The organism is Floridaenema fluviatile BLCC-F154 (assembly GCF_041929135.1).
In the GTDB taxonomy this organism is placed as follows: Bacteria; Cyanobacteriota; Cyanobacteriia; order Cyanobacteriales; family Aerosakkonemataceae; genus Floridanema; species Floridanema fluviatile.
The window spans coordinates 1-25721 of sequence record NZ_JBHFNS010000046.1; the positions used below are offsets into that span (position 1 = coordinate 1).

Here is a 25721-nt window from a genome sequence, read left to right on the forward strand (position 1 = left end):
AATGATTCCTTGGATGGTGGCGATGGCTTTGATACGGTAGATGGTGGCGATGGTAACGACACTATTAGTGGTGGTACGGCTAACGATACCTTGATTGGTGGTTTAGGTGATGACGTTATTGATGGTGGCGCTAATGAAGACATCATTCAAGGAAACGAAGGTAATGACTCCCTATTTGGTGGAGATGGTAATGACTCTGTAGTTGGTGGCGCTGATAACGATACCTTAAGCGGGGATGGAGGTAACGACACGCTTAATGGTGGTGATGGCGTTGACTTACTTGATGGTGGATTAGATAACGATACGCTTGATGGTGGTGATGGTGCTGATAGCCTACTTGGTGGTGCTGGTGATGACTCACTTAATGGTGGGTTGGATAGAGATAGCTTGCGGGGTAATGCAGGCAACGATACCTTAGTTGGCGGTGAAGGGGATGACCTTCTTAGTGGTAATACTGGCTTTGATTTGTTGCAAGGTGAAGCTGGCGCTGACAAAATGAGTGGCGGTGACGATGCGGATATTCTCGATGGTGGTCTGGATGATGACAACCTGAGTGGGAATGATGGGGCTGATACGCTATTTGGTGGTGAGGGTAATGATATTCTCTATGGGGAGGCTTCCCAAGATACCATGAATGGTGTTGATAGTATTGTTGGGAATGATACTATTGTTGGGAATGATTCTTTAACTCCGATCGTCAATGATGATTACTTAGATGGTGGTGTTGGCGATGATAGCCTGTTTGGTGGCGTTGGCAATGACACCCTTGCTGGTGGTGAAGGGAATGATTGGCTAGATGGTGATGTTGATAATGATGTTTTGAATGGCAATGGTGGTAATGATTCCCTGTTTGGTGAAGCTGGGGATGATTTACTGATTGGTGAAGCTGGGGATGATTACCTGCTAGGTGGTATTGGTGCAGATACGCTAGTTGGTGGGGAAGGTAATGATACAGTTTCCTATGCTTTGGCTGAAAGTAGTATTGCGATCGATTATCGCCAAAATTTAGGTTTAGTTCGCGAAGCGGAAGGTGATGTGTTTGAGTCGATCGAAAATCTTGAAGCTACTAATTCCAACGATACCTTGATCGGTGACAGTTTAAATAATAACTTCTATGGGTTGGGTGGTAGTGATTCGATCGATGGCGGCGCAGGCAATGACTACATTGATGGCGGAGATAGCAACGACACCCTCTCCGGCGAAGCTGGTGATGACACACTCTTTGGTGACGTGAAAAAAGACTTCCTCTTTGGTGGAGATGGTAACGACTCCTTAAGTGGCGGCGACAGTAACGACGTACTCTCTGGCGACGCTGGCAATGACCAACTGTTTGGCGATGAAGGCAAAGACACCCTTGATGGTGGACTCGATAACGACTCCCTCTTTGGTGGTGCAGATAACGACATCATCGATGGCGGTGTCATGACTCCCACTAGTAACGATACCTTGCCTGTTACCCAAGATCCTGACTCCATTGATGGCGGGGTAGTTAGTGACAGTCTCAATGGTGGTGATACTCCTGATACTCTGCCACCAATCCTCGACGGTAATGACTTTATCGACGGCGGCGAAGGTCACGACTCCATTAATGGCAACGACGGTAATGACATTATCTTCGGCGGTCTGGGTAAAGATACCATCTTCGGTGGTACAGGTGACGACATCATTGACGGCGGTTTCATTTTAGAAACTATTACTGCCAGTCAGGGTAGCGACACCCTGAACGACACCCTACCAACAGTTAACGATAGCACTGACATCATTGACGGTGGAGATGGTAACGACTCGCTAAATGGTGCTGCTGGTCATGACCAACTGTTTGGCGGTATTGGCAATGACCAACTCTTCGGCGGTGAAGGTGGTCGAGACACCCTTGACGGCGGCGAAGGCGATGACTTCCTTGATGGTGGTAACAGCAATGACAGTTTAGTTGGTGGCGCTGGTAACGATATTCTCAATGGTAATGATGGTCAAGATACCCTCGATGGCGGTGTAGGCAATGACTCCCTTCTGGGTGAAAGTGGCGATGATGACATCTCCGGTAGTGATGGTAACGATACCCTGCTGGGGGGAAATAGTGATGATATTCTCAACGGTGGTGCAGATGATGATGTACTTTACGGTGGTAGTGGATTGGACACTTTGATTGGTGGTGCGGGTAACGATACTTTTGCTCTTGCTACTTCCTCCGGTACTGATTCTATTGCTGATTTTGTCCTCGGTGAAGATAAACTCGGCTTATCAGAAGGTTTAACCTTTGACCAACTCTCATTTACTCAAGGTAGTGAAAGTAATAGTGTTGCGATCGGTTTAGTTAATTCTACTCAAATTTTGGCTAATTTGAGTGGTGCAGACTTGACTAGTCTCACTACTGAGGAACTGCAATCGCTGTTCGTTCCTATTCCTTAAGTTTCGCTGCTTCCTCATTCCTGATTGATGCAATTATTTAACCGGATTTCTGGCGAGATCCGGTTTTTTTTAGTAACTTTGTATGGTGGATGAAAAAAGCTAAAACCTCTGTTATTTTCTATGCCTAATTGTCCTCGTTGTCACCAACCAATAAAACCGCAAGCTATTACTTGTCCCCATTGCCGTTTGGTTTTAAAAGCTCATGGTCATCCAGGTATTCCTGTACACCGTGCTACCGGGGATACGACATTATGCGATACTTGCGTTTATCACGAAGATGATACTTGTAATTTTCCCCAACGACCTCATGCTAAAGAATGTACTCTTTACCAAGATATTTCTGCGCCAAAGATGGAAGTTAAAACTGTTCCTAATCAATCTTTTCAGTTATGGTTTAAGCGCAATTTACTTTGGGTTGTGTTGCTAGTTTTATTATTAATTAGTTTTCTGATTACCTGGGTTTAAAGCAAACTGGCAGTTGTGGAATTTTCTAATTCTGATGATTCTGGAAGTACTGGCACTTTTTCGGTAGTTACTTCTTCTTTATGTTGAAAAACTGCTAAGTTAAACCAGAAAGTTGTGCCGACTCCAACTTCACTAACTAAGTGAACTGTGGTATGATGTTTCTCGATGATGTTGCGAACAATAGAAAGTCCTAATCCGGTTCCTTCTAAGGTGTGAACTCGATTTTCTACTCGGAAGAATCGCTCAAAAATTGCGTCTTGATCTTCTTGGGCAATGCCGATTCCGGTATCAGAAACTTCAATTCTTACTTGTGGTGTTTGATTGTGGGTGTGGCTGTTTTCTTCGGTGTTTAAGAGATAGGCACGAATGGCTACTTTACCACCGGAAGAGGTGAATTTGAGGGCGTTACCTACGAGGTTGGCAAAGACTTGTAAGAGTAAATCGTAGTGTCCTAAAACTGGTGGTAAATCTGGTTCAACTTCTTGGATTAATTCGATACCTTTGTCTTTGGCGTTGAGTTGGTAAGTTCTCAGGGTTTGTTCAATTGGCTGGACGATATCTAAGGCTTCAAAGTGATAGATACGGCAGGAGGATTCTAACCGAGATAATTCTAAAACATCATTGACTAAACGGGTTAGGCGATCGGTCTCGTTGTTTGCTGTCTCTAAAAATTCTTTGCGTTGTTCTTCGTTTAAATCTTCGCCGTATTCATGCAAAGTTTCAATAAAAGATTTAATATTAAACAACGGCGTTCTCAACTCGTGGGAAACATTACTAATGAAATGACTTTTCGCTTCGTTGAGTTCCACTTCGCGAGTAATATCTTGCACGGTCATGGCAATGCCCTTGACACTTTCCCGATATTGATCGAGAACTGTAGTTAATAAAATCCGAACTGTCCGATTTGTCGGTTGATTTAATGTCACCCTAAAATGTGCGCCTTCTTTATCACCTTCGTCTTTTGCCATTTGATAAAGTGGGCGAGTTAGTTCTGAGGTGACTTCTTGGGGAAGGTGATACAAAACATTGTCACCGACAACGTTAGAGTTAGAATTTTCCCAACCAAAAATGCGTTTAGCGGTGGGATTAACTAAAATTACTTGTAAATTAGTATCCAGTAAAACTGCGCCATCGGCAATTGTGGAAACCAAAGTTTCTAATTTCGCCTTTTCCGCGGTCAACTCTTCGATATTTTGTTCTTCATAACTTTCTAATCTTTCTGCCATTTCGTTGAAACTGGAGATTAACTCGCCTAATTCTCCTCCTAATGGCAAATCAATGCGCTGTTTAAAGTTTCCGGCGGCGATATTTTTCACCCCGACTACTAATTCTTTAATTGGCTGTGTAATTGTCAAGGCATTAATCACACCGCCGAGAATTACCATTACCCAGATGGAAACAAAAACTGCGATCGTCACATCTCTAGTTAAATGAGAAGATGTAACTACGGTCGGATTAGGATTAATTCCAATTGCCAAAACTCCCAAATTTTTACCTTTCTGAGTTAAAGGCACAAACACATCTGTAACTTCCCCATTGGGAGTCCGATGCTGACGAATCATCGGCAATTCGGTATTACTGGCGTAATCTGGAGGAAGTTGTATCCGCCGTTCAATAGTTAACGAGTTTTGCACTTCCGACTGCCAAAACGGAAGCCCAAAAAAGATTTTCCCCTCTTTATCCGCATAAAGCATATAGCGGACGCTGGAAGTATTTTCAAAGAAACGTTCGGAAAAACGTGCGACTTCGGAAAGATTGTTTTCGGCAATCAGGGGAGATACATTAGTTGCCAAGAGGATTCCCAAGTCACGACCGAAGCGGGTATCGTTGAGACGAGCATCCTCTTGAATGGTATTAACTGCCCAAAAGGTTAGTCCACTCATCAGCAAAGAGACTATTAAAGTAGCAGCAGCCATTAACCTTGTTTGCAGGGTAAACTCTGACCACCAATGGGCGATAGCTTCGCGAATTGTTTTCAGGAGGACCAGCATCTTGAGAAAGGATGGAGGACAACAAAGGGAGGATGAATGAAGAAGTTTGGCAATCAGACAAACTTCTTCGCTATTTCATACTTTAAAGGCTATTCGCAAAAAAAGTTAGCTGATAGCTTTGTTACTAATATCGCGCCGATAGTACGCGCCTGCAAATTGAATTTTATCGACAGCGTTGTAAGCAAGGGCTTTGGCGCTACTTATATTTTCGCCGATAGCTGTAACTCCTAAAACTCTGCCGCCATCGGTGACTAAAGTTTGGTCGAATTTAGTCCCTGCATGAAATACTACTGCGCCTGTTGATTCGGCTTGAGAAATGCCTGTAATTTCTTTACCTTTGGGGTAACTTCCGGGATATCCCTCAGAAGACATGACTACAGAAACGCAAGCGCCTGACTTCCAGCGAATTGGTGGCATTTCGGCGAGTCGCTGTTGAGTACAGGCTAACATTAATTCTTCTAAAGGTGTTTCCAGCAAGGGTAACACAGCTTGGGTTTCTGGGTCGCCGAAACGACAGTTAAATTCTAGGACTTTCAGTTCGCCTTGGGGAGAAATCATTAGTCCGGCGTAGAGTACGCCGCGATAGTCGATGTGGCGTTTTTTTAGGGTGGCGATCGCTCTTTGCAGCACTTCTCGTTCTATCCTATCCATAAGGGAAGGTGTCACCAAAGGCGCAGGCGCATAGGCACCCATTCCCCCAGTATTCGGCCCTGTATCTCCTTCGCCAATCCGTTTATGATCTTGAGCAGGAATTAAAGGGCGAATTGTCACCCCATCTGTTAAAGCTAAAACGGAAGCTTCTTCACCGACTAAACATTCTTCAATTACTACGGTGACTGGGGACTGGGGACTGGGGACTGGGGACTGGGTGATACTTTTGCCAATTTCTTCTTTAAAGATAGTGGTAATTGCAGTTTGTGCTTCTGCGACTGTTTCGGCGACGATGACACCTTTTCCCGCTGCTAGTCCATCTGCTTTTACCACAATTGGTGCGCCTTGTTCTGCCACATAAGCTTTTGCTGCTTCGGCATCGGTGAAAGTTGCAGACTTGGCGGTAGGAATTCCAGCTTCTTCCATTAAAGCTTTTGCCCAAGCTTTAGAAGCTTCGATTTGTGCACCTGCTTTATTCGGGCCAAAAACGGGGATATTTTGCGATTGTAGAGCATCAGTGATTCCCAAAGCTAGGGGAACTTCCGGCCCAACTACAACTAAAGAAATCTGATTTTCTTGGGCAAATTTGCCAATTCCGGCAAAGTCATCCACAGCTAAGGGGACATTTTGGCATTTTTCCATTATCGCCGTTCCGCCATTGCCAGGAGCTACGAATACTTGTTCTACTTGTGGAGATTGTAAGAGTTTCCAAGCTAGGGCGTGTTCCCTTCCGCCGTTACCAATTACTAATATTTTCACTTTTTCCTCGCACTTTTAATGATAGATGCTAGTTTCTCTATTTCTTTTGCGCGTAATAGTATAGACGATTTTGGATTTGGGATTAACGAATTGCCCCCCAGATTAATCTGGGGGGTTGGAGTATAGTTAAGGGACTCTTAATTATTTTCCGGCAAGGTATCAGCCGCAAAATTTCCCGCCACCGTCCTCACCAATTCCAAATCCAAATTTAATCTTTCGGCAATTTGTTCAATACTTAACCCTAATTCCAACAATAAAGGTACGGTTTCTAATTTCCCTTCCAATTTCCCTTCCAATTTCCCTTCTTTTTTACCTTCCTGTCTACCTTCCTGTCTACCTTCAGCTTTTGCTTCTTGATAAAATCTGGTTTGTTTCAAGTCACTTAAACTAAACATAGCTTCTATCTCCTCGCGACTGAGGTTGGTAAATTTGTAAATCAATACTGACTCTATTAATTCTATAACTTTCCGCCTTGTTGCTTCATCGTTTAGCTGTCTCTGTGCTAGTTCTAAGAGTCGCCTAGTGCGTTCAACTGCTGACTCGGAATTTTCTACCACTAGCTGCACCATCCCAATTGGTAATGATGATTCAGTTCTATTGATTAATTCATCTAAATATACAACAATTACTTGTTGATTTTGAACTAATCCTTGGTAGTGAATTGGAATTCCTGGGTCTAAACTCCGATTGGCAAATATGGCGACTGCACACCAATTATTTCTAGGTTGATACTGACCTAAGTAGACAAAGATTTCGGTAAAGAAGCGCCAATAAAAATCCGTTCTTGGTTGAAACTGAACTTCGACAAAGTAAATTGGTTGGTCTGGCAGATTTTCATGAGGTATAAATAATCCATCTAAGCGACGGGCTAGTTCTTTGACTTCTTGGGATGAGAAGTTATAATTATTTGCTAAAGATGGAGGTCGATCGATCAATTCAAATAGTAAACTGGGGAAAGTCTGAAACATTTGATAAAAGATTGTATCTGTTCTCACAAGGCAAATGCACTTTTTTCGATCGGATTAAATAACTAAAATTTTCCTGCTGTCAATTATACCATTGTTTAAATGAATTCCAGTCATAAGTTTTGTGTTGAAGTTAAATTTCCAGGTAGATGTTAAAGGGGTAAAGTATGCCAATTTTAGAGAAATCAGCGAAACAGCCTTTAGAAGAAAAACTGGTAACTTTAGATAGCATTACTTGGGAACAGTTTAAAGCTATTGAAGCACAGTTGGAAAATAATCGGGGAGTCAGATTAACTTATTTATCAGGAGTGATGGAAATTATGTCTCCCATTGGAGAGGAACATGAACTTGTCAAGAAAACCCTTAGCTACTTACTCGAAGCATACATGAGAGAAAAGGGAATGCGATTTTATGGTCGTGGTGGATTTACTATCGAAGAACCGGGTTATGCTTCTGGTACGCCCGATGAATCTTATTGTATCGGCAGTAATAAAGAAATTCCAGATATTGTAATTGAAATTATCGTCACGAGTGGGACAATTAACCGTAAAGAGTTGTATAAACCGAAAAAAGTCCCGGAAGTTTGGTTTTGGAAATCTAACCAAATCAAAGTTTTTTGTTTAAGCGAATCAGGCGAATATGAAGAAGTTAGCAAAAGTCAATTTTTCCCAGACTTAGATTTAAGCTTATTGCTGCGTTATTTAGCACATCCAGATCAATATGATGCCATAAACGAATTCATCCAATCTATCCGTAACCAATAACTAAATTACCCAACCAAAACCCATCTGTGTTTATCTGTGTTTATCTGTGGACATCTGTGGTAAAAAAACAAAACTCCCAACGCCTCACCCAAATCTAAATCATTCAACCTTTTGCTGATTATATCTTTCCTTAAAAACTCTTTGCTGGATTTTATGATCCACAATTGGCAAAGGATAACCCAATTTTTGCCGTTGGGAATCTGGAATTTCGCCAGTGATTAGTTGTTTGGTGGGGAGCGATCGCAATTCCTCCACCCACTCTCTGATATAATCCCCTTGAGGATCGAATTTCTCTGCCTGAGAAGCGGGATTAAAAATTCGCAAAGGTTTCGGGTCCATCCCACTAGAAGCACTCCATTGCCAACCGCCATTATTAGCAGAAAGATCCCAATCATAGAGGTTTTGAGTAAAATATCTCTCCCCCATTTTTGGGTCAATTATTAAATCTTTCGTCAAAAAACTTGCAACAATCATTCGACAACGGTTGTGCATCCAACCAGTAGAATTTAATTGTCTCATCGCTGCATCAACTATCGGATAACCTGTTCTTCCTTCGCACCAAGCTTGAAAATGTTCTAAGTTATTGTCGTAAGGAAAGCTTTTAAAAACCTGGCGATATGCGCCTTCTGCGAGTTCGGGAAAATGATACATTGCGTGTTGATAAAACTCGCGCCAAGCTAATTCTTGTTGCCAAGTTTTCACGCTTTCTTGTGCTTCGTCGCTGCTACTTCCTGCCATTGCGTTCAGCGTAGCATCCCAAATTGTCCGAATCCCAATTGCGCCAAATTTTAAGGCGGCGCTTAGTCGAGATGTGCCGTCAATCGCCGGGAAGTTACGCTTTTCTTTATAGCTAAAAATCGCTTGATTACAAAATTCTTCTAACCTTTCTAGGGCTGCGGTTTCTCCGGGTGCTAAGATTAATTTGTTATTCCAAATAAAGCCTAAGTCTTTGGCGGTTGGTAAGGGAATTGCACCTGCTTGATTGATTGCTTCTTGTTCTTTTGCGGTTAAGGTTTCTCGGTTTTTAAATCTCTCTACTGGCTCGGTTTTTGGTTTGCTAATCCAGTTTTTCCAGAAGGGTGTGTAAACTGTGTAAGGTTGATTCGCACCGCTTGCAATTTCGCTGGGAGAATGCAATAATTGATCCCAGAATGTTTGAATGGGGATTCCTTGTTCTTTTAGGGTTTGGGTGATTTGGCGATCGCGCTCTCCAGCATAAGGTTCTACATCTAAATTCCAAAATACACCTTGAGCATTTAAGGCAATTGCTAACTTCGGAATCTCTTGGGTTGGTTCACCTTTTAAGATGATTAATTGGCTCCCAGCTTCCAGGTAACTTTTTTGTAATTCCTGCAAACAACCAATCATATAAGTAACTCTGGCTGGGGCGATATCTTCACTATTTAATATGTTTGGGTCTAGGCAAAAAACCCCGACTACTTTATCACTTTGTTGGTTGGCTGCTGCTAATCCTATATTATCGGAAATTCTTAAGTCTCGACGATGCCAGAAGATAATTGGGTTAGTCATAGAAGATGGTATTTTTAAACCGCAGATGAACGCAGATGAACGCAGATGTTGTTTATATAGATTTGGGTTGGGTGTCGTAATTTTTGGCTTTTTACCACAGATGTCCACAGATAAACACAGATGAACACAGATAATATAGTTAAATTTCTGTTTGTTTTTGTCCATCTGTGGTTAGAGAAATGATAAACTTATTTCAGAAAGGGACGTGCCATAAAGAAGCTAGTTACAGATTTTGCGTCTACTGGTTCACCTGAGAAAATTGCGTTTTCTAATTCTTCAGGGGTGAAGAAAACTGTTTCCATGTCTTCGTCGTCGTCTTGTTCTGGTGGCTTTTCTAAAGGTTGCAAATCTTGGGCGAGAAAAGCATAAATTATTTCATCGGAATAACCGGGCGCTAGGAAAAATTCGCCTAACTTTTGCCATTTATTCGCGTGATAACCTGTCTCTTCTTCTATCTCTCTCTGAATCGTGGAAAATGGATCTTCATTAGCTTCTATTGTGCCCGCGGGAAATTCTAATAAACGTCCTTGGGCAGCAAAACGATATTGACGTAATAATATTAATTTACCTTCGGAAGTTACGGGAACTGCTAAAGCACCTCCCGGATGGCGAATACATTCCCAGTCGCCTTCTACTTTGTTGGGAAGACGCAAGTTAGTTACTTCAAAACTAAATTTACGACCTTGATAAAATAGACGTTGTTTAATTATTTCTGGCGGTTCTTTACCTAATGGCATAGTTAATTTTCGATTTTAGTCACACCTGAACAGTCTACCTCTTGCATGAGTTGCCCGATCGCTTTTCCTGAAATAGGATCGATCCAATTAGGCGCAATTTCTGCCAAAGGTACTAGAACAAATGCCCTTTCTCTGAAATAGGGATGAGGTATTTTCAGGTTCGCAGTCTCTAAAATCAGATCGTCGAACAATAATAAATCTAAATCTAAAATTCTTGGTCCCCAGCGTTCTTGACGCACCCGACCAAATTTAGCTTCAATGGCTAATAGCCTTTCTAGCAACTCTAGTGGACTTATCTCCACCTTGAGCAAAGCGCACCCATTCAGGTAATCTGGTTGTGGTGGCCCTACAGGTTCAGTTTGGTACCAACTAGACTGAGCTATCACACTAATTCCAGGGGTTTGGTCAAGGATTTTCAGGCTAGATTCCAGAATAGTACGAGAGTCACCCAGGTTACTGCCTAGTGCGATCGCACTTTGTCCAGATTTTCTCACAAAACCCCGATTCCCTAACCCGATTATCATAAATTAATTCTTTAGAATGAACCTTTTAGCGAAGCAAGCAGCGTTAATTAATAATAAGGGGATTTCCGGCGCTACAGACCATTACTAGAGTGCTATGCCACATTCCCTGGATAATTAGCTGTACTTTGTCGGTTAAAAGTGTTCCCATAGTAGTAAAACTAGTTTTGCGAAGTTTCCCAGCTTCCCTATCAAGCTGGAACGCTTCCTAGCTAATATAACCAAGGTTGGAATAGTTGAGATCAGAATCATGGAAACTAAGGAACCGCAAGAGCAAAAAACGCCCACTGTAGAAGTTACCGTCGATCAAGGTGGTCCGATCATCACCAATACACCTGGTAGCACATCTGCCAACCAGGTGCAAGAATATTGGGATATTTTCGTCTCCTATTTGGCTAAATTGCCAGATTACATGGGCGACTTCTTCAGCACCTACCAAAAACCCCTGATTACCGTTGGTTTGATTGTCGGCGCTTTTGTCACTGTCAAAGTCACCCTCGCCGTACTCGATGCGCTGGATGATATTCCCCTACTCTCGCCTTTCTTTGAGTTGGTGGGTATCGGTTACTCCGGTTGGTTTGTCTATCGGTATTTACTCCGCGCCTCAAATCGTAAGGAGTTGGCTGACGAAATCAATGGCTTGAAAAATCAAGTAGTCGGTGGGAACAAAACCCCAAAAGTCTAAATTAAAAGTTAACCACTTTTGGTGTTTTCCTTCAGTCTAAAACAAAAGCGTTCGGGAACTCTCGGACGCTTTTGTGTCAAAATCTCGATTAATTTGCTAATAGGTGAAAGGGAAAATGTGACCTTAGAGGGAAACATTTATCACCAGTTCGATCGCATTTAGTAAGTAGAGCCCAAAATAAAAGAGGAAAAATTGCGATGAACTCAACAGAAACAACCTGGAAACTACCAGAGTTTACCCAAGTAATCACAGAAATGGGTAAAGTGGCGACGAAAGCTGGACAAGTAATGGCAGATACAGCGGCGCAAGTTGGTACTAATCTTGGTTATGGTGCTAGTAAAACTGGAAAAGCGGCTTGGGAAACGGCGAATACTGTCGGTGAAGCGGCTGGAAAACAAGGCTATGAGTTGATTGAAAAAAGCACTCAAACAGCTGGGGAAGTTGTTTCTGCTGTCTCGGATAACTGGTTAATTAAAAATGCCAGTGGTTTGTTTAAATTAGATTGGATCTTTGCTGGGGTGGATAAAGTTGACTTGGAAAAAGCGGAAGAGTCTGTGAAAAAATTGCAAGCAGAATATCCAGCAGAATCACCCAGAGAAATCGCGCACCGAATTATTGTGGAAAAATCTACTTATGCTGGTGGTGTTGGTTTGGTCAGCAGCATTGTACCAGGAATCGCTTTGCCTTTGTTGGCGATCGATCTAGTCGCCACCACTAGGTTACAATCCGAAATGATTCTGCAAATTGCCTCTGCTTACGGTTTAGATTTACAAGAACCTGCACGTCGGGGAGAAGTGTTAGCAATTTTCGGTTTGGGAATGGGTGGTAGTCGCGCCGTGAGATTGGGTTTAGGTGCTTGGCGAAATATTCCCCTCGCTGGCCCAGTCATCGGTGCTAGTACAAATAGTGCTATGTTATACTCTTTAGGATTAGCGGCTTGTCAGTTCTATGAATCTAAGCTGTCATCCGCAAAATCATAGCAATTTCGCAACTGCTAGGAAAAATGGATAAATACAGTTAATCAATCCTCGGCTTTTAACGTTGAGGATCGGTTATTTGCGATCGATATCACTGGAAATAGCCTGCAATATCACAATTGGAAAGTGATTAAATCACAATGTTATCTCCACAGATTTTCCATAGTGGAGACAATTGTTTGTGGCGGAACCCCATCCAGGTGAGGAGATAAGTTTATGAAAATAATTTTAACAGTAAAGTGGTTACTAGAAACTATAGCTCTACAATTTTTAGCCTTAAGTGTAGGTTGGTTACTTTTAATGTATTTTGTTAACTCTGGCTGGTAAACTTTGAAGAAAGTTTTCGAGCAGGCTGGGGTAAGCTGTTGTACGGAGAAAACTAACGATTGCTGGCAAGGATACTGCTTTGGCAAATGGCGATCGCTAATTGCTAATTTATTCTATAGCGTTTCTTGTTTGGATGCGGTACATTTGGGGGCGGGTTTTGATTGGTATATCTTTCACCCAGCAAGGATTTCAGCTAAACCCGCCCCTACAATATGTATACCTCACCATTATGAGAACTGCCATAATTGCGATCGCTCTTTAGTAAATAGTCGCTGATGAACTGTGTACACCCGGACAGATAAAAATCTATTTTCAAGTCAGTTAGCGCCACAACATACCTAAAATCAACCTTGGTTTTTTTTCACCGAACAGTATTGATAATTAAATAAAACATTTATTGATAAAATATGGTAATTCACTGGCTAAATAAGAAGAAACATGATTAAAAAATCTTTCTGGTTGGCCGTAGCTACCTTAGTTTTTGCTTGGCAAATATTTGTCAGCAGTGCCAATGCAGCGGAACTAACGGAAGAAATTCGGACAGTTGACCTCAATGTAAACCGCGATACAGTTGTTCTGAGCCTAAAACAACTCCAAAATGGCAAAAGGTTATTCAATTACGCTTGCGCTCAGTGCCATGTTGGTGGGACTACCAAGACCAATCCCAACGTTGACCTCTCTTTAGAGAGTTTGGCTCTAGCTTTCCCTCCGCGTGACAACATTGAAGGGTTAGTAGATTACATGAACAATCCAACCACCTATGATGGGGAAATAGAAATTTCTGAACTACACCCCAGCACTAAAAGTGCTGATATTTTCACTGAAATGAGAAATCTCACAGATGATGATCTAGTGGATATTGCAGGTCACATCCTGATCCAACCGAGAATTCTCGGTAAGCAATGGGGTAGTGGAAAGACCTATAGATAACAGGACTTCAACAGTAGAGGAGAACTGCCAAAATTGGCAACACCTGAAAGGAAACAAAAGTTATCCTAAGAAGCAACTCCTTTACTGAAGCAACGTTGACACTCTCCGGGCTAAAGCCAATAATGAATCGCGCTGTTTTATTCAGGTAATCTCTGACTTGATTATTGCGTTTTGCCATCAGGTTCACTTGTTGATTAGTGATGCCTTTAATTCCCTGTTTATCCTTGCCTGTTTATCCTTGATGGATTGCAGTTTGGCATTACGCTTGTTAAACCACTGGTTAATAGATTTGATTGGTTTACCATCCACCAGAAAGGATGCCCCCGAAGTGTCAACACAAGCGGCGAGATTATCTACTCCCAAATCAATACTAATGGCGCTATCAGTTTTGACTTCTATTGGCTCTGGTTCAACTTCGCTGATAAATTCAACCTCAAAATATCTGGCATTGTATTTTGGGTGAATTCTTACTTCTTTGATTTGCTCAGTCTTAAGTCTTTTGGGGAATGGAATCCAAACTTCGCCATACTGTTTTCTAAAAGCAGTGGACATCGGGATTCTAAATTTCCCATTCTTAACAACAATTCGCGGAATTATCAGCAAGAAGTAACCATCTTTCGGCAGGTAATTAGGGAGCCTCACTTTTTGGTGATAGCTTCCATTTTTAACTGCACTAATCAATCCGTAGAAGCTTTTAAATGTTCTGTCTACCACTTTCAATGTTTGTTGTGCGATATCTGTATTGAGGAATTTATAATTCTCATTAGTTTTGCACAGATGGTAGGCGGATTCATAGCGCAAGTGCTTTTGTTCCTGAAAGAAGTATTGCCTTATCTTGTACAAACTCACGTTGTAGAGGTTCTTACTCAATCGGCACAACTCACGCAGAGCCACAAATTCAGACTTATTCAATTCTCTGATTTGGTTCTTTTGTGTTAGGTACATCAAACAACTCTCGCTATAAACGTTAGTCTACGGCGAGAGTACGATATAGTCAACCATGAGATCCGGTGGGATTTATCCCGTCGCGTCGTTTTTCCTCCCCTGCTTGAAAGACAGGGGTTTCTAAACTCCCGTGAGGTTTTTGATGATTCACAAATTTAGCTTGTCCTTATGTGTCTTGACGGGTGTACTTTGGACTGGTAGCAGCATTCCGATGGCGTTAGCGCAATCAAATTTCCCACCAGCTACCCAAGAAATTCCCGCAGCTACCAATCTAACTCAACCATTATACAGTAATGCGGTTTTAACTGTACAAGATTTGCCACCTGGATTTAAAGAACTCCCACCCGAAGTAACCGCACAAGTTCAGACTCAATTTGAACTTCTCAGCAGTCAATTAACGAAAGCTGGGATGAAGCCGGAAAAGTTTTTTGCTTTTATTAATCCTGATACTTTACAAATGGTTGTTGGGTTTACTGGTTTAATTCCAAATCAGCCAGATCGAGCAAATTTTGATGTTATTCTCAAACAAATGCAGCAACCAGCCTATCAGCAACAAATGATGAATCAAATCCGGGAATCTATCAAGTCAAATCAAGGTATTAAAATAGTTGATTATGGGATGATTCCTGCTGTAAATAATAATATTGGGGAAACTGCTTCTGGAATGACCGTGGGAATTGATATAAAAGGACAAATTTTACAGTTAGATTTAGCATCTTTTCGCCGGAATAATGTAGGAGCTTTTACTGCTGTTATGTACCGCAAGGGCGATCGACCAACCGTAAATCTAGATGCTGTAGCTCGTCAGTTAGATACACGCATTGTCCAAACGGCTTCGGGAGCAATTCCTGCTAGTGCTAATGAGTCAGAAGTAACTCCTCCCAGCACTGGAGAAGTGCAATAAATTTTCCGATTTTTCTAAGTTTAACGGTCATTAGCTTGGGGTTATTTACTAAATCGCTAATGACTGTTAATTTAAATATAACGAATGAGAAAATTAGTAAATTCTTAAGAACTATTTAAGTAATAAAACAGTTTTTTAGCGTTATAATTAAATTATCCGAATTTGGCTAAACCAAAGATGGGATATGCTTTTGCGCTTTTAATAATTCTGGCTACTTTAGCTTTTTCCGGCTTAAAATTAGACCGGGAATATCAACGTGGTGTAATCTTTCGTTTGGGCAGAAGTAAAGGAGTAATGGGACCAGGAGTGTACTGGGTGATTCCCATTGTTGACCAAAAAGCCCAGGTGGATATTCGCACGAAAACCGTAGATATTGAACCTCAAGAAACGGTAACAGCTGATAGCGTCACAATTCGCGTTAATGCTGTACTTTACTACCAAATTATTGACCCGATGAAAGCCATTATTAAAGTCGAAAATTATCAAATAGCTGTTTATCAAACAGCTTTGACGACTTTAAGAAATGTGGTAGGTCAAAATATCTTAGATGATGTTTTACAAAATCGGGATAAGATTAGTAATAAAGTAAAGGAAATAGTTGATGAAATCACCGAACCTTGGGGAATTGTGGTGGAACGGGTGGAAATGAAAGATGTAGAAATTCCCCCATCAATGCAAAGGGCAATGGCGAAGGAAGCAGAAGCAGTTCGGGAGAAACGTTCCCGGATCATTAAAGCAGAAGCGGAACAAGAAGCATCGATTAAACTAGCAGAAGCTTCCCGAAATATTGTCGCCAATCCCGCAGCTTTGGAATTACGAAGATTGCAAATGCTCTCAGAAATTGGGACAGAAAATAACACAACTACAATTATTATGTTGCCTTCTGATGTAGTGCAAGCTGCGAAGAATTTGTCAGATGTTTTGCCTAAAGGAGAGCAACAGTAAGCAAATTCTTGGCAGCTAAAAGTAGTTTTTACAACTGAGAAAGTTGCGGAGGACGACCTCTTAAACCAGTCATAAGTTGTAGGGCATACTTTTTAACAGGGGTGATGTTGCGTAACATCCATAAACCGAAACGACGGCTGATAATTAAAGGGAAAAACTGATTGGAAAATAAGCGGTCTAAGAAATCAGTAAGTCCTAAGATTACCCAATTTTCTTGTTTGCGCCAATTTTCGTAATTTTTCAAAACGTGGATGTTACCAATATCTTCGCCTTTTTGGTGAGCAGTTTGGAGAATTTGGGCGAGGGCAGCTGCGTCACGAATTCCTAAATTCATGCCTTGTCCGGTGACGGGATGACAACCATGAGCAGCATCGCCAATTAAAGCAAGACGGTGGAGAGTGTAGCGATCGCTCTGCATTAACTGTACCGGAAAAACGTAGCGATCGCCCAACAATTCCAACTTACCAAACTTCCCACCAGTGTAATATTCCAACTTCTGCAAAAACTCGGTTTCATCTAATTCTTGCATCGCTTTTGCTTCCGCATGGGGCCAAGTCCAAACAATTTGCAACCGATTTTCCGGTAAAGGCAAAACTCCCATTGGACCACTGGGCCAAAAACGCTCGTAAGCAATATTATTGTGTGGTTTTTCTGGTTTAAGGGTAGCTACCACGCAAGATTGCCAGTAGGGCCAACCGTGAGTTTTAATTCCCGCAGCTTGGCGAATCTGAGATTTTGCTCCATCAGCACCTACCAACAAGCGAGTTTTAATTGTTTGCAATTCGCCATTTAAGCGCAATTGAATTTCCACAAAATCTGGCTGATAATCTGCTTTGATTACTTCTGCCGGACAGAGATAAGAAACATTAGTACAAGTTGCTAAGAATTCCTGCAAAACTGTTAATAAAACCCGGTGTTCTGCGGTGTAACCTAAACCCTTTGTACCTAATTCTGGCGGATTAAATTGCACAATTTTGGGATAATCAGCATCAGATAATTGTACTTGTTGATAAGTAGTAATTTGGGGTTCAATTTTATCCCAGATGCCAATTCCCTGAAAAATGCGTCCCGAAAGCAGGGAAATAGCGTAAGCACGTCCTTTGGCGACGGAGACTGATTCGACTTGTGCTTCAATTAGCGCCACTCTAAGTCCAGAATCTTTTAAAGCAGCGGCGAGGGTAGCGCCGACAATACCACCACCGACTATTGCTAAGTCGTAGTCTATTTGATTTTCAACTGTTGAGTTTATCGACATTGTTAAGTTAGTTCGTCTTGTGCGATCGATTTTATCTATCTTTATTGTTAAGCTTTAGGGAAATATTTTCAATGTTAAGACTGAGATAACAATGCGACAAACTCATTTGCCTTAACAATCTGAATCTCGCCATACTTCCCTAAAACCAAAAGATGTTTGTCACCCGTAACAATATAAGTAGCACTGCCGACTACAGCACACTCCACAACCATATCATCATCAGGATCTGCTGCTACTGCCTTTAATGTTGCAGAAATTTCAACCAACCTTGAGTAACTGCGTACCTCTTCAACAGCTAGCTGCGCCATATTTTTGCATTAGATAAAAAACATACCCATAAGAATCAGAATACTTTCTATAAAGTTGTATTTCTCTTTGTTCTTCATCTAAGACAGCATTAGCTTCTTCATTGCCTTGATATTTCTGGCGGAAATTACTTATTCTACCTTCTAAAGGAGTGTAGTAATCATCCCACCATGAAGATTCAGGAAGTGTAAAACTGTTGATATAGTTGTATCCTAAATTTTGAATAATTGTGATGTTTTCTGTGATATTTTTCATTGCTGGATAGGCATTTTTCCAGAAATTTAAAGGTTCTTCTGGGGGATTAGTAACTAACCATGAAAGTTCTGTAACAGCAATAGAACCGCCAGTTTTTAAGAAGCGATGCCAAGATTGTAAGCCTTCTTGAAAACCCATAATATAAATTGCTCCTTCCGACCAAATTAGATCGAAACTTTCTGGTTGAAAGTCTAGAGAAAACATGGAACAATTTTGGGTAATGATATGGCTGGATAAGTTTTCCTGTGCTGCTCGCTGTTGCAATTCATCGAGAAATGGTTGATGGTTGTCTATGGCAGTAATCTGTCCTTTGGTAATTTGGGCGAGTGCTAATGTTTGCATTCCTGGGCCACAACCAATGTCTAAAATTTGGGGATTTTTAGGCAAGTTGGGAATTAGAGATAAGGCTTTTGTGGTTGATGCCATATCTCCGGGGCCTTCTCGTGGCATATTGTTATGTAGTTCCAAGAAAATATTCATGATTTCTTTTTGACTGCTATGGAGAATTTTAGTTTAATTATTAGATATGATATGTCAATTTGGGTAATAATGGGGTGAATAGCGATCGCAAAAATTCCCTGCAATCCCAAATAAAAAAACGCCGCCAGGGGGCAGCGGAGTCAAGGATAAATTTGCTCAAGAATACGGTCATTGTCTTTATTGGATGTCGGAATCTGGGGGAGCTATTTGATAGCTTTGTTCAGGTTCTATATGTTGAACTCCTTCCATTTGGGAAAGATGATTAACTTGATCTGAGTTAATTGAACCGCTGATCACACCAACAGTAGTGAGAATTTGCTCAACTACTAAGCCTGCTGACTGCAATTTCTTGGCGACTTCAGAAATGCGATCGACATGAGCATCATCAACAGAGATAGATACTTTGATTTTAGGCATATCAATTCCTTGAAGAAAAGATGTATTCTCAGCCAGAATACTGTTTATAAAGGTGCTTGGACTAAACCCGCACCAACATCAGTAGAAGGCAGAAGCAACCGCTGAGCATCCCGCATCAAAAGAGCCCAAAGAGCGTGTCCAGTTAGTCCAGTAGCCTGAGCATAGAGAGCCGCGATGCCTGCTACATGAGGAGTTGCCATACTGGTACCGCTAATGGTTCGATAGCGAGTAGGCATCGGCCAGGTTGAGTAGACATCAACTCCGGGCCCTGCAATATCCACTTGTCCGCCATTGTGATTAATGGAACCATTAGAGAAAGCAGCAATTTGTAACTGAGAGTCCAAGGCAGCTACAGCCATAATTGATGGCGCATTGGCAGGATGGCTGACTGGCATGGGAGGAGATAACCGCTTACCAGTTCTGAGATCTCTACTATCATTTCCGGCAGCAGCAATAATCAAAGACCCCTGACGGAGTGCTCTTAGTCCAACTTGTTCGTAAATTCGCGAGTAAGTATCTCCGGGACGGGTGGGTGCGCCTAAAGACATAGAAATTATTTGGCAACCATTGGTAATCGCCCATTCAATGCCTGCTAAAATGCCACCATCAGCGCCAGAACCTCTATTGCTCAAAACTTTGCCAGCAAAGATTTCTGCGTTATAGGCGACTCCGTAACGGGGTACGATCGAGGGAGTTTTAGAGCCACAAGCAGTTCCAATACAGTGGGTACCGTGTCCATTGAGGTCTTGAACAGCTTCGCCACTGATGAATGATTGACTGGTAATTTTGCGACCAGCAAAATCAGGATGAGTCAGATCTAAACCTGTGTCCAAGACTGCTACTTTAATGCCAAAACCGCTGTAGGAACTTTCTAAAACTTTAGTGGCTTGGAGTCCCCAAGTAGCTGCTGAGTCATCTGCTAATAATGTAGTAGCAAGTTCGGTTTCGGATGGAGTTGCTTGATTAATTAAATGGTTGACGGCATCTCGGAATCCTTTAAGATAATCGGTGGTTAGAGTTGTGTTTTGGCTATCTGCGATCGCATAAACCACTCGCTCCGGTTCCACTGCTAAAATTGCTCCATCTGTAGCTGTGGCAGCACTCATTGACTGAACTTGATCTGGGTCTAAAGAGACAACTGCAACCCCTAAATTATCAAAGACAGCTGTATCTGCACTTTCTAACTGTTCGGCTGTAAATGTATGCCCTTCAAAATCAACTGCCCTAGCAATATTTTGAATTCCTGTATTGTTTGTTAAAGCTCTAATGCCAGAGTCAACGCTATTTTCCGGTAACAAAACTAGGTAACGACCTGTGGTTTCCATTGGTGTTATCGAGTTATTCATAAAAAAAATATCCTCAGATTTTGGTAATTGTTTGTGTTGTTAAATGCTGATGGAATTAATCAAGCTGTAGTCTTGCAACTACATTTGACGATCGTAAATACCACCCCAACTTTTCTCTATTTACGAGGTCGAGCAAAAACAATCCGGGAAATCTCTGAAAAACTTAAATAGACCATTGCTAACCAATGCGTAATATCACTTACTCCAGACTGACGCGAAGGGTGCGCCATTTGCCCAGACCGTAATTCTACTGAATCCAAAATTTCTGTAGGGGCGAATAAAAAACGCCGCCTGGAGGCAGCGGGGTGAAGTATAAATTTTCGGAGACAGAACTTTTTCAGGAGTTACTCAGCAAGTCCATAAATTAAGGAGAAATGCCGATATCGTAGCGCCATCATTGAACTTGTGGGATGTATTACTTTGATGGCGCTTTTGATATTCTTACTATCTAACAGTGAGATGACGTAGCTTTGTCAAAGGTATGGAGTTTTTGTGACAGCAGTAATTGTAGGATAACTAAGAAGCTTGCTCAAAAGGTTTGTAATATGGTTTCTGACATCAGTAATACTGTGCGTGAAATTACAAAAATGTTATCGCCTATCTCTTGGAGATGGGATAAAAATTTTTGGCACGAAATAGCTATTTCTCTCAATTTGACCGAACAAGAAAGAGTTAAAGGAAGGATTACTTATTCATTTCCAAATAACCAAGAGCTTAGTGCGTATTTTGATAGTCGAGAATGTTTAGAACGCATTGAAGTTCCTATAGCGGTTTATTGGGAACCAGAGTTTTTAACTTACAAAAAATATGAAAAAATTATAAAATATTTTTTCAATCTATATGAACAAGCTGTTAATACTATTAATTCTATTCTTGGTAATGCTCAATTTAATAGCGATGTAGAAACTGCTAGGTATCCTGAAGATTTCAATGTGCTTAAAATAGCTGTTTGGAATATTCAGAATGCTCGGTTTACAATTTATGTTGAAGATCAAGATCGAGAAGTGCCAATAATAATGGCTATCGGCGTGGAAGAGTGATAAATGGTGCGTTAACGCCGTGTAACGCACCCTACGAGTTTAGGCGATACTTAGGGCGACTAAATCATCTGACATCTCAAAGTTAGTAGTGACGTTTTGTACGTCGTCTAATCCTTCTAAAAAGTCCATCATTTTTAGGAGCGATCGCGCTTGGTCTCGATCGACAACTTCTACGTTATTATTAGGTATCCAGCGCCATTCTGCTTCGGTGACGTTAAAACCTTTTTCTTTCAAAAATTGGCTGAGATTTTCTAAATTTGTCACTTCGGTAAATACTTCTGCGCCTACTTCTTCTGCTTCTTCGTCTTCTGTCAACTCGTAAGTTTCTGCGCCACCTTCTAAGGAAGCTTCTAAAAGTTCGTCTTCATCTACTGCGCCGCTGATGATGCAAACGCCTTTTTGTTCAAACATCCAAGCTACACAACCTGTTTCCCCCAAGTTTCCGCCATATTTGCTGAAAGCGAGGCGCAAGTCTGCTGCGGTGCGGTTACGATTATCGGTGAGGGCTTCCACGAGTACGGCGACTCCGCCAGCGCCATAACCTTCGTAACGGATAGTTTCGAGGCTGTCGCCTGAATCTAGTGTACCAGCACCTTTGGCGATCGCTCTTTCAATATTATCGTTGGGAATTCCTGCGGCTTTGGCTTTATCAATTGCAGTACGGAGTTGAAAATTCCCTGCCGGGTCTGGAATACCGTTGCGTGCTGCCACAATAATAGCACGAGATAGCTGAGTGAAGGTTTTACCCTTTTTTGCGTCAACTCTCTCTTTCTGACGTTTAATATTTGCCCACTTACTATGTCCTGCCATAGCCCTTTCTAACTTAATTAACCTTACATTAGGATAAACACAAATCCTAGCAAATTGAGAAGGCAGAAGGTAAAGAAAACTCTGTAGGGGCGGGTTTAGCAGAAAATTTTGGCATAATAACAGAAAATTTCACAACAAAACCCGCCCTTACTTTTTCATCTAATGAATTATCTCGGAATTGTTGTTTTGGTTTATTTCCCACCTGTGAAAGTGACACTTTGGATAAAGTAACGATTGAAAAAGGCGTAAATTGCAAGTGCAGGTAGAGTTAAGACCATTGAAGCTGCCATAATATAATTCCAATAACTGATATATTCGCCTTTAAAAGTGTTCAATCCTAAAGGTAGGGTAAACATTTCTTTGTCAGACAAAATCAACAAAGGTGTGAGAAAGTTATTCCAAGCACCCATAAAGATAAAGATTGCTTGGGCGGCTAAAGCTGGTTTTGCTAAAGGAAGAACAATTTGCAGAAAGGTTTCCCAACGATTTAAACCATCCATTGCGGCGGCTTCTTCTAATTCTTTGGGGAAGTTAACAAAGAATTGCCGCATCATAAATATAAAGGTAGCATTTACAGCGGTGGGAATAATCAATCCTTGGTAAGAGTTGAGCCAACCGAGATTTTTTAAGATTAAGTAACTAGGGATTAAGGTAATTTGTCCGGGAATCATTAATACTGCCAAAATCAGGAAAAAGAAGAGTTGATTTCCGGGAAAACGTATTCTGGCTAAAGCGTAACCTGCCATTGAATTAAACAGAAGATTTAAGGCGGTAACGCCAACAGCAACTAAGACGCTATTAAACAACCATCTACCAAATAAAGGTTCTTGGGTAAAGATGTTTTGGTAATTTTCTAAGGTGAAGTTTTCCGGGATGAAGTTGATGTTTCCAGAGGAGATTTCGGGGAGAGTTTTGAAGGAAGCGGAGAGTGCCCAAGCGAAGGGGATGAAAGTTGCGATCGCATAACCAATTAAAATTAAGTATAACAGCAATTTCACCCAATTCAACTTTTGCATAAATCCCCCTTCCCTAGTGTAGTTTCTCTTCCTTAAAAATCGTCCTTTGCAACAACGTTACCAACATAATCACCGCCGCCAACATTAACGCCAAAGCAGCGGCATAACCCATATCTAAACTCTTAAAAGCATACTGATAAATCAGCAAAACCACTGTTAAAGTTGAGTTATTTGGCCCACCGGAACCAGCGGAAAAGATATAAGATTGATCGAATAGTTGAAAAGTGCCAATAATCCCAATAACGACGATAAAAAAGGTAACAGGTTTCAAGAATGGCAGAGTAATATTAAAAAACTGGTCTAACTTGCTTGCGCCATCAATTTTTGCCGCTTCATAAAGACTTTTTGGGATATCTTGTAAAGCTGCCAAATAGACGATCATATAAAGTGGTGCAGTAGACCAAATATTCATAATCATAATTGATTTTAGAGCCACCGATGGATCGCCAATCCAATTATAAGTCGGCAAACCCAAACCAGCCAAAATATTATTTAATAACCCATTCGAGTTATAAATCCACATAAAAATCAAAGTCAAAACTGCCGAAGCTGTAACCGTTGGCAGAAAAAAGATAACTCTAAACCAATGCTTCCCCCTAATACTGGAGTTAAGAATTAAAGCCAACCCCAAAGCCAAAATAGTTTGAGTTGGGACAACAATTATCACATATTCAAAAGTATTCTGTAAAGCAATCCAAACCCGTTCATCCGCCAACATTCGCCAGAAATTGCGCCCACCGATAAACCGTAAATCAAACGCCCCCAAAATCCTGACTTTATGGAAAGATAAAAAGATAGCGTAGGCGATCGGCAAAACAGTAAAAACCCCCATAACAATCATAGTAGGAAGCATAAAAGAAAACCCAGCCAACCCCTCTCTAAACCTACCCCTTTGCCAAACTCTTTTCATTCCTTCGCGCCCTTCGCGTCTTCGCGGTTCAAAAAAAAACTACCTAGCCGCCCGAATTTCCCTATTAGCAGAAACCTGCGCCCTTTCCATCGCCTCATTTAAAGATTGTTCACCAATCAAAGCACTAATAAACTGATTATTAAAGTGCATTAAAACTGTCGGTAAAGTTTCTCCCGCTTGCCAAATTGTAGCATAATCAGCACCAGCCACAAAAGGAGCGTATAAAGGATTGCGATCGTAACCCAAATCAGCAATTACAGACTGACGACTAGGCAAAACCAAACCTTGATTTGCCCAAGCTTTCATTCCCTGTTTACTAGTTAAAAAAGCAATCAATTTCCAAGCAGCATCTTTATGTTTAGCTTGCTTATTCATCACATAAGCAACAGTATAAGCCATTGTACCTTTTTTTCCGCCAATTGTGGGCAGTTCAGCAGTAGCAAATTTTAACTTAGGAAAAGTTTCTTTTAAATAAGGAATTGCCCAACTACCTTCAATTACCATAGCAGCTTTTCCTTGACCAAACATTTCGCTACCTGTGCTTGCACCGACATCGCTAGGTTGAGCGGCGGTGCGATATTTGCGATATAAATCGACAATTAATTGTAGACCTTTCAAACCTTCGGGAGTGGCAAAGGTAGCATAACCTTTTTGGTTGATTAAAGTGCCGCCGAATGTTTTAATTAAAAAAGATTGGCGGGAGAGTTCGGGGATAATTCCTAAGCCGTATTGGTCGATTCTGCGATCGCCATTCCCATCCCTAGTTAACTTCTGGGAATATTGCCTTAATTGCGTCCAAGTCGCCGGAGGTTTAGTTAATTTAGCAACTTGAAATGCTTTTTGATTATAAAACAAAGCTAAAGTAGAGAAATCTTTAGGTAAACCATAAATTTTTTCTTGATGTTTAAAGGCATTTAATAAAGTGGGAATAAAATCAGCCAAATCAAACCGATCCGTAATATAATCATTTAAGGGTTCGAGGACATTATTTTGCATCAATAAAGGTGCTTCAAAAGCATCTAAATAAAATATATCGGGTGCAGTTTCACCTATTAAACGAGTTTTAATCACATCCATATATTGCTGATTAATCACCTCGTATTTAACTTTAATATCTGGATTTTCCGCCTCAAAATCTCGGAGTACCCGCCTTAATAACTGCGATTCATTGGGGTTGCTTTGCCAACCGCTAAGCGTCACTGTAATTCTAGAGTCGTTACCCCTTGCAAAAGTACAGCTAGTTAAGGTTATAATTACCAACAGGAAAATTAACCATTTTACCAATGTCCAAATTATTGTTTTCTTTTTTACAGGCAACCTGTTAAATCGAATGCTTTTGTAGTTAAGTAAAAATTGATGCACAATCACCTACAGCTAAATT

Annotated in this window: 26 protein-coding genes and 1 pseudogene; 11 read left to right on the top strand and 16 right to left on the bottom strand. The window is 41.2% G+C overall.

All coding sequences use genetic code 11. The annotated features are described in order from the left end of the window. The coding region (locus ACE1B6_RS11155; RefSeq protein WP_413257299.1) for a calcium-binding protein at window positions 1-2409 on the top strand (2409 nt) is incomplete at its 5' end. A gap of 120 nt (window positions 2410-2529) precedes the next feature. Next, window positions 2530-2874 (top strand): zinc ribbon domain-containing protein, encoded by a 345-nt coding sequence (locus ACE1B6_RS11160; RefSeq protein WP_413257300.1) that lies wholly within the window; start codon window positions 2530-2532, stop codon window positions 2872-2874. On the opposite strand, the gene nblS is transcribed toward ACE1B6_RS11160, so the two are convergent. From nblS to ACE1B6_RS11175, 3 genes are all read right to left on the bottom strand, one after another. Continuing rightward, entirely contained in the window at window positions 2871-4865 is a 1995-nt protein-coding gene (gene nblS / locus ACE1B6_RS11165; RefSeq protein WP_413257301.1) for a two-component system sensor histidine kinase NblS, read from the bottom strand. The two genes, ACE1B6_RS11160 and nblS, sit on opposite strands and share 4 nt — an antisense overlap. A gap of 105 nt (window positions 4866-4970) precedes the next feature. Continuing rightward, a complete protein-coding gene (purD, locus tag ACE1B6_RS11170; protein ID WP_413257302.1) occupies window positions 4971-6275 on the bottom strand; it encodes a phosphoribosylamine--glycine ligase in 1305 nt (434 codons plus the stop codon). 137 nt (window positions 6276-6412) lie between these two features. Continuing rightward, entirely contained in the window at window positions 6413-7270 is an 858-nt protein-coding gene (locus ACE1B6_RS11175) for an Rpn family recombination-promoting nuclease/putative transposase (RefSeq protein ID WP_413257303.1), read from the bottom strand. Window positions 7271-7407: 137 nt separating this feature from the next. On the opposite strand from ACE1B6_RS11175, the gene ACE1B6_RS11180 reads away from it, so the two are divergent. Further along, window positions 7408-8004: a Uma2 family endonuclease gene (locus ACE1B6_RS11180; RefSeq protein WP_413257304.1), complete on the top strand. Its 597-nt coding sequence runs from the start codon at window positions 7408-7410 to the stop codon at window positions 8002-8004. 99 nt (window positions 8005-8103) lie between these two features. Here ACE1B6_RS11180 and ACE1B6_RS11185 read toward each other — a convergent pair whose 3' ends face one another. From ACE1B6_RS11185 to folK, 3 genes are all read right to left on the bottom strand, one after another. After that, the gene (locus tag ACE1B6_RS11185; protein ID WP_413257305.1) at window positions 8104-9534 is read right to left on the bottom strand and encodes a cryptochrome/photolyase family protein; all 1431 of its coding nucleotides are present in this window, start codon (window positions 9532-9534) and stop codon (window positions 8104-8106) included. A 188-nt stretch (window positions 9535-9722) separates the two neighbouring features. Beyond that, window positions 9723-10271, bottom strand: coding sequence for an NUDIX hydrolase (locus ACE1B6_RS11190; protein WP_413257306.1), 549 nt, complete (start codon window positions 10269-10271; stop codon window positions 9723-9725). Window positions 10272-10273: 2 nt separating this feature from the next. After that, window positions 10274-10795, bottom strand: a complete 522-nt coding sequence (folK, locus tag ACE1B6_RS11195; protein WP_413257307.1) for a 2-amino-4-hydroxy-6-hydroxymethyldihydropteridine diphosphokinase — start codon at window positions 10793-10795, stop codon at window positions 10274-10276. A gap of 247 nt (window positions 10796-11042) precedes the next feature. Between folK and ACE1B6_RS11200 the strand changes: the two genes are divergently transcribed. The 4 genes from ACE1B6_RS11200 to psbV all read left to right on the top strand — a co-directional run bounded on the left by ACE1B6_RS11200 (window position 11043) and on the right by psbV (window position 13711). After that, window positions 11043-11477, top strand: coding sequence for a CAAD domain-containing protein (locus ACE1B6_RS11200; protein WP_413257308.1), 435 nt, complete (start codon window positions 11043-11045; stop codon window positions 11475-11477). A gap of 197 nt (window positions 11478-11674) precedes the next feature. Next, window positions 11675-12457, top strand: coding sequence for a hypothetical protein (locus ACE1B6_RS11205; protein ID WP_413257309.1), 783 nt, complete (start codon window positions 11675-11677; stop codon window positions 12455-12457). A gap of 327 nt (window positions 12458-12784) precedes the next feature. Further along, window positions 12785-13057: a hypothetical protein gene (locus tag ACE1B6_RS11210; protein WP_413257310.1), complete on the top strand. Its 273-nt coding sequence runs from the start codon at window positions 12785-12787 to the stop codon at window positions 13055-13057. 162 nt (window positions 13058-13219) lie between these two features. Next, the gene (psbV, locus tag ACE1B6_RS11215; RefSeq protein WP_413257311.1) at window positions 13220-13711 is read left to right on the top strand and encodes a photosystem II cytochrome c-550; all 492 of its coding nucleotides are present in this window, start codon (window positions 13220-13222) and stop codon (window positions 13709-13711) included. A 118-nt stretch (window positions 13712-13829) separates the two neighbouring features. On the opposite strand, the pseudogene ACE1B6_RS11220 reads toward psbV, so the two are convergent. Then, window positions 13830-14656: pseudogene (locus tag ACE1B6_RS11220) on the bottom strand (RNA-guided endonuclease InsQ/TnpB family protein); the annotation flags it as partial. Between the two features lie 142 nt (window positions 14657-14798). Here ACE1B6_RS11220 and ACE1B6_RS11225 point away from each other — a divergent pair. Beyond that, window positions 14799-15560, top strand: coding sequence for a hypothetical protein (locus ACE1B6_RS11225; protein WP_413257313.1), 762 nt, complete (start codon window positions 14799-14801; stop codon window positions 15558-15560). Between the two features lie 177 nt (window positions 15561-15737). Beyond that, on the top strand, window positions 15738-16505 hold the full coding sequence (locus ACE1B6_RS11230; protein ID WP_459563013.1) for a slipin family protein: 768 nt from the start codon (window positions 15738-15740) through the stop codon (window positions 16503-16505). Between the two features lie 28 nt (window positions 16506-16533). Here the strand turns inward: ACE1B6_RS11230 and ACE1B6_RS11235 are convergent, their stop codons facing one another. The 5 genes from ACE1B6_RS11235 to ACE1B6_RS11255 all read right to left on the bottom strand — a co-directional run bounded on the left by ACE1B6_RS11235 (window position 16534) and on the right by ACE1B6_RS11255 (window position 20564). Then, on the bottom strand, window positions 16534-17760 hold the full coding sequence (locus ACE1B6_RS11235) for an FAD-dependent hydroxylase (RefSeq protein WP_413257315.1): 1227 nt from the start codon (window positions 17758-17760) through the stop codon (window positions 16534-16536). 74 nt (window positions 17761-17834) lie between these two features. Then, entirely contained in the window at window positions 17835-18068 is a 234-nt protein-coding gene (locus tag ACE1B6_RS11240) for a PIN domain-containing protein (protein WP_413257316.1), read from the bottom strand. Beyond that, complete coding sequence (locus tag ACE1B6_RS11245; RefSeq protein ID WP_413257317.1) at window positions 18049-18801, bottom strand: class I SAM-dependent methyltransferase; 753 nt, start codon at window positions 18799-18801, stop codon at window positions 18049-18051. Before ACE1B6_RS11245 ends, ACE1B6_RS11240 begins: the two co-directional genes overlap by 20 nt. Before the next feature lie 177 nt (window positions 18802-18978). Then, entirely contained in the window at window positions 18979-19218 is a 240-nt protein-coding gene (locus tag ACE1B6_RS11250) for a hypothetical protein (protein ID WP_413257318.1), read from the bottom strand. Between the two features lie 44 nt (window positions 19219-19262). Next, window positions 19263-20564 carry a S8 family peptidase gene (locus tag ACE1B6_RS11255; RefSeq protein WP_413257319.1) on the bottom strand — a complete coding sequence of 434 codons (1302 nt, stop codon included), beginning with the start codon at window positions 20562-20564 and terminating at the stop codon, window positions 19263-19265. A gap of 33 nt (window positions 20565-20597) precedes the next feature. Here ACE1B6_RS11255 and ACE1B6_RS11260 point away from each other — a divergent pair, with 33 nt between their 5' ends. Together ACE1B6_RS11260 and ACE1B6_RS11265 are read left to right on the top strand one after the other, a co-directional pair. Next, window positions 20598-20735: a hypothetical protein gene (locus ACE1B6_RS11260; protein ID WP_413257320.1), complete on the top strand. Its 138-nt coding sequence runs from the start codon at window positions 20598-20600 to the stop codon at window positions 20733-20735. 374 nt (window positions 20736-21109) lie between these two features. Continuing rightward, window positions 21110-21604 carry a hypothetical protein gene (locus tag ACE1B6_RS11265; protein ID WP_413257321.1) on the top strand — a complete coding sequence of 165 codons (495 nt, stop codon included), beginning with the start codon at window positions 21110-21112 and terminating at the stop codon, window positions 21602-21604. A 39-nt stretch (window positions 21605-21643) separates the two neighbouring features. Here the strand turns inward: ACE1B6_RS11265 and ACE1B6_RS11270 are convergent, their stop codons facing one another. The 4 genes from ACE1B6_RS11270 to ACE1B6_RS11285 form a co-directional block, all read right to left on the bottom strand. Further along, a complete protein-coding gene (locus tag ACE1B6_RS11270) occupies window positions 21644-22414 on the bottom strand; it encodes a YebC/PmpR family DNA-binding transcriptional regulator (protein ID WP_413257322.1) in 771 nt (256 codons plus the stop codon). Between the two features lie 191 nt (window positions 22415-22605). Next, window positions 22606-23430, bottom strand: coding sequence for a carbohydrate ABC transporter permease (locus tag ACE1B6_RS11275; protein ID WP_413257323.1), 825 nt, complete (start codon window positions 23428-23430; stop codon window positions 22606-22608). Between the two features lie 13 nt (window positions 23431-23443). Then, window positions 23444-24283, bottom strand: a complete 840-nt coding sequence (locus ACE1B6_RS11280) for a carbohydrate ABC transporter permease (RefSeq protein ID WP_413257324.1) — start codon at window positions 24281-24283, stop codon at window positions 23444-23446. Window positions 24284-24379: 96 nt separating this feature from the next. Then, the gene (locus ACE1B6_RS11285; protein ID WP_459563014.1) at window positions 24380-25594 is read right to left on the bottom strand and encodes an ABC transporter substrate-binding protein; all 1215 of its coding nucleotides are present in this window, start codon (window positions 25592-25594) and stop codon (window positions 24380-24382) included. Window positions 25595-25721: the final 127 nt, after the last annotated feature.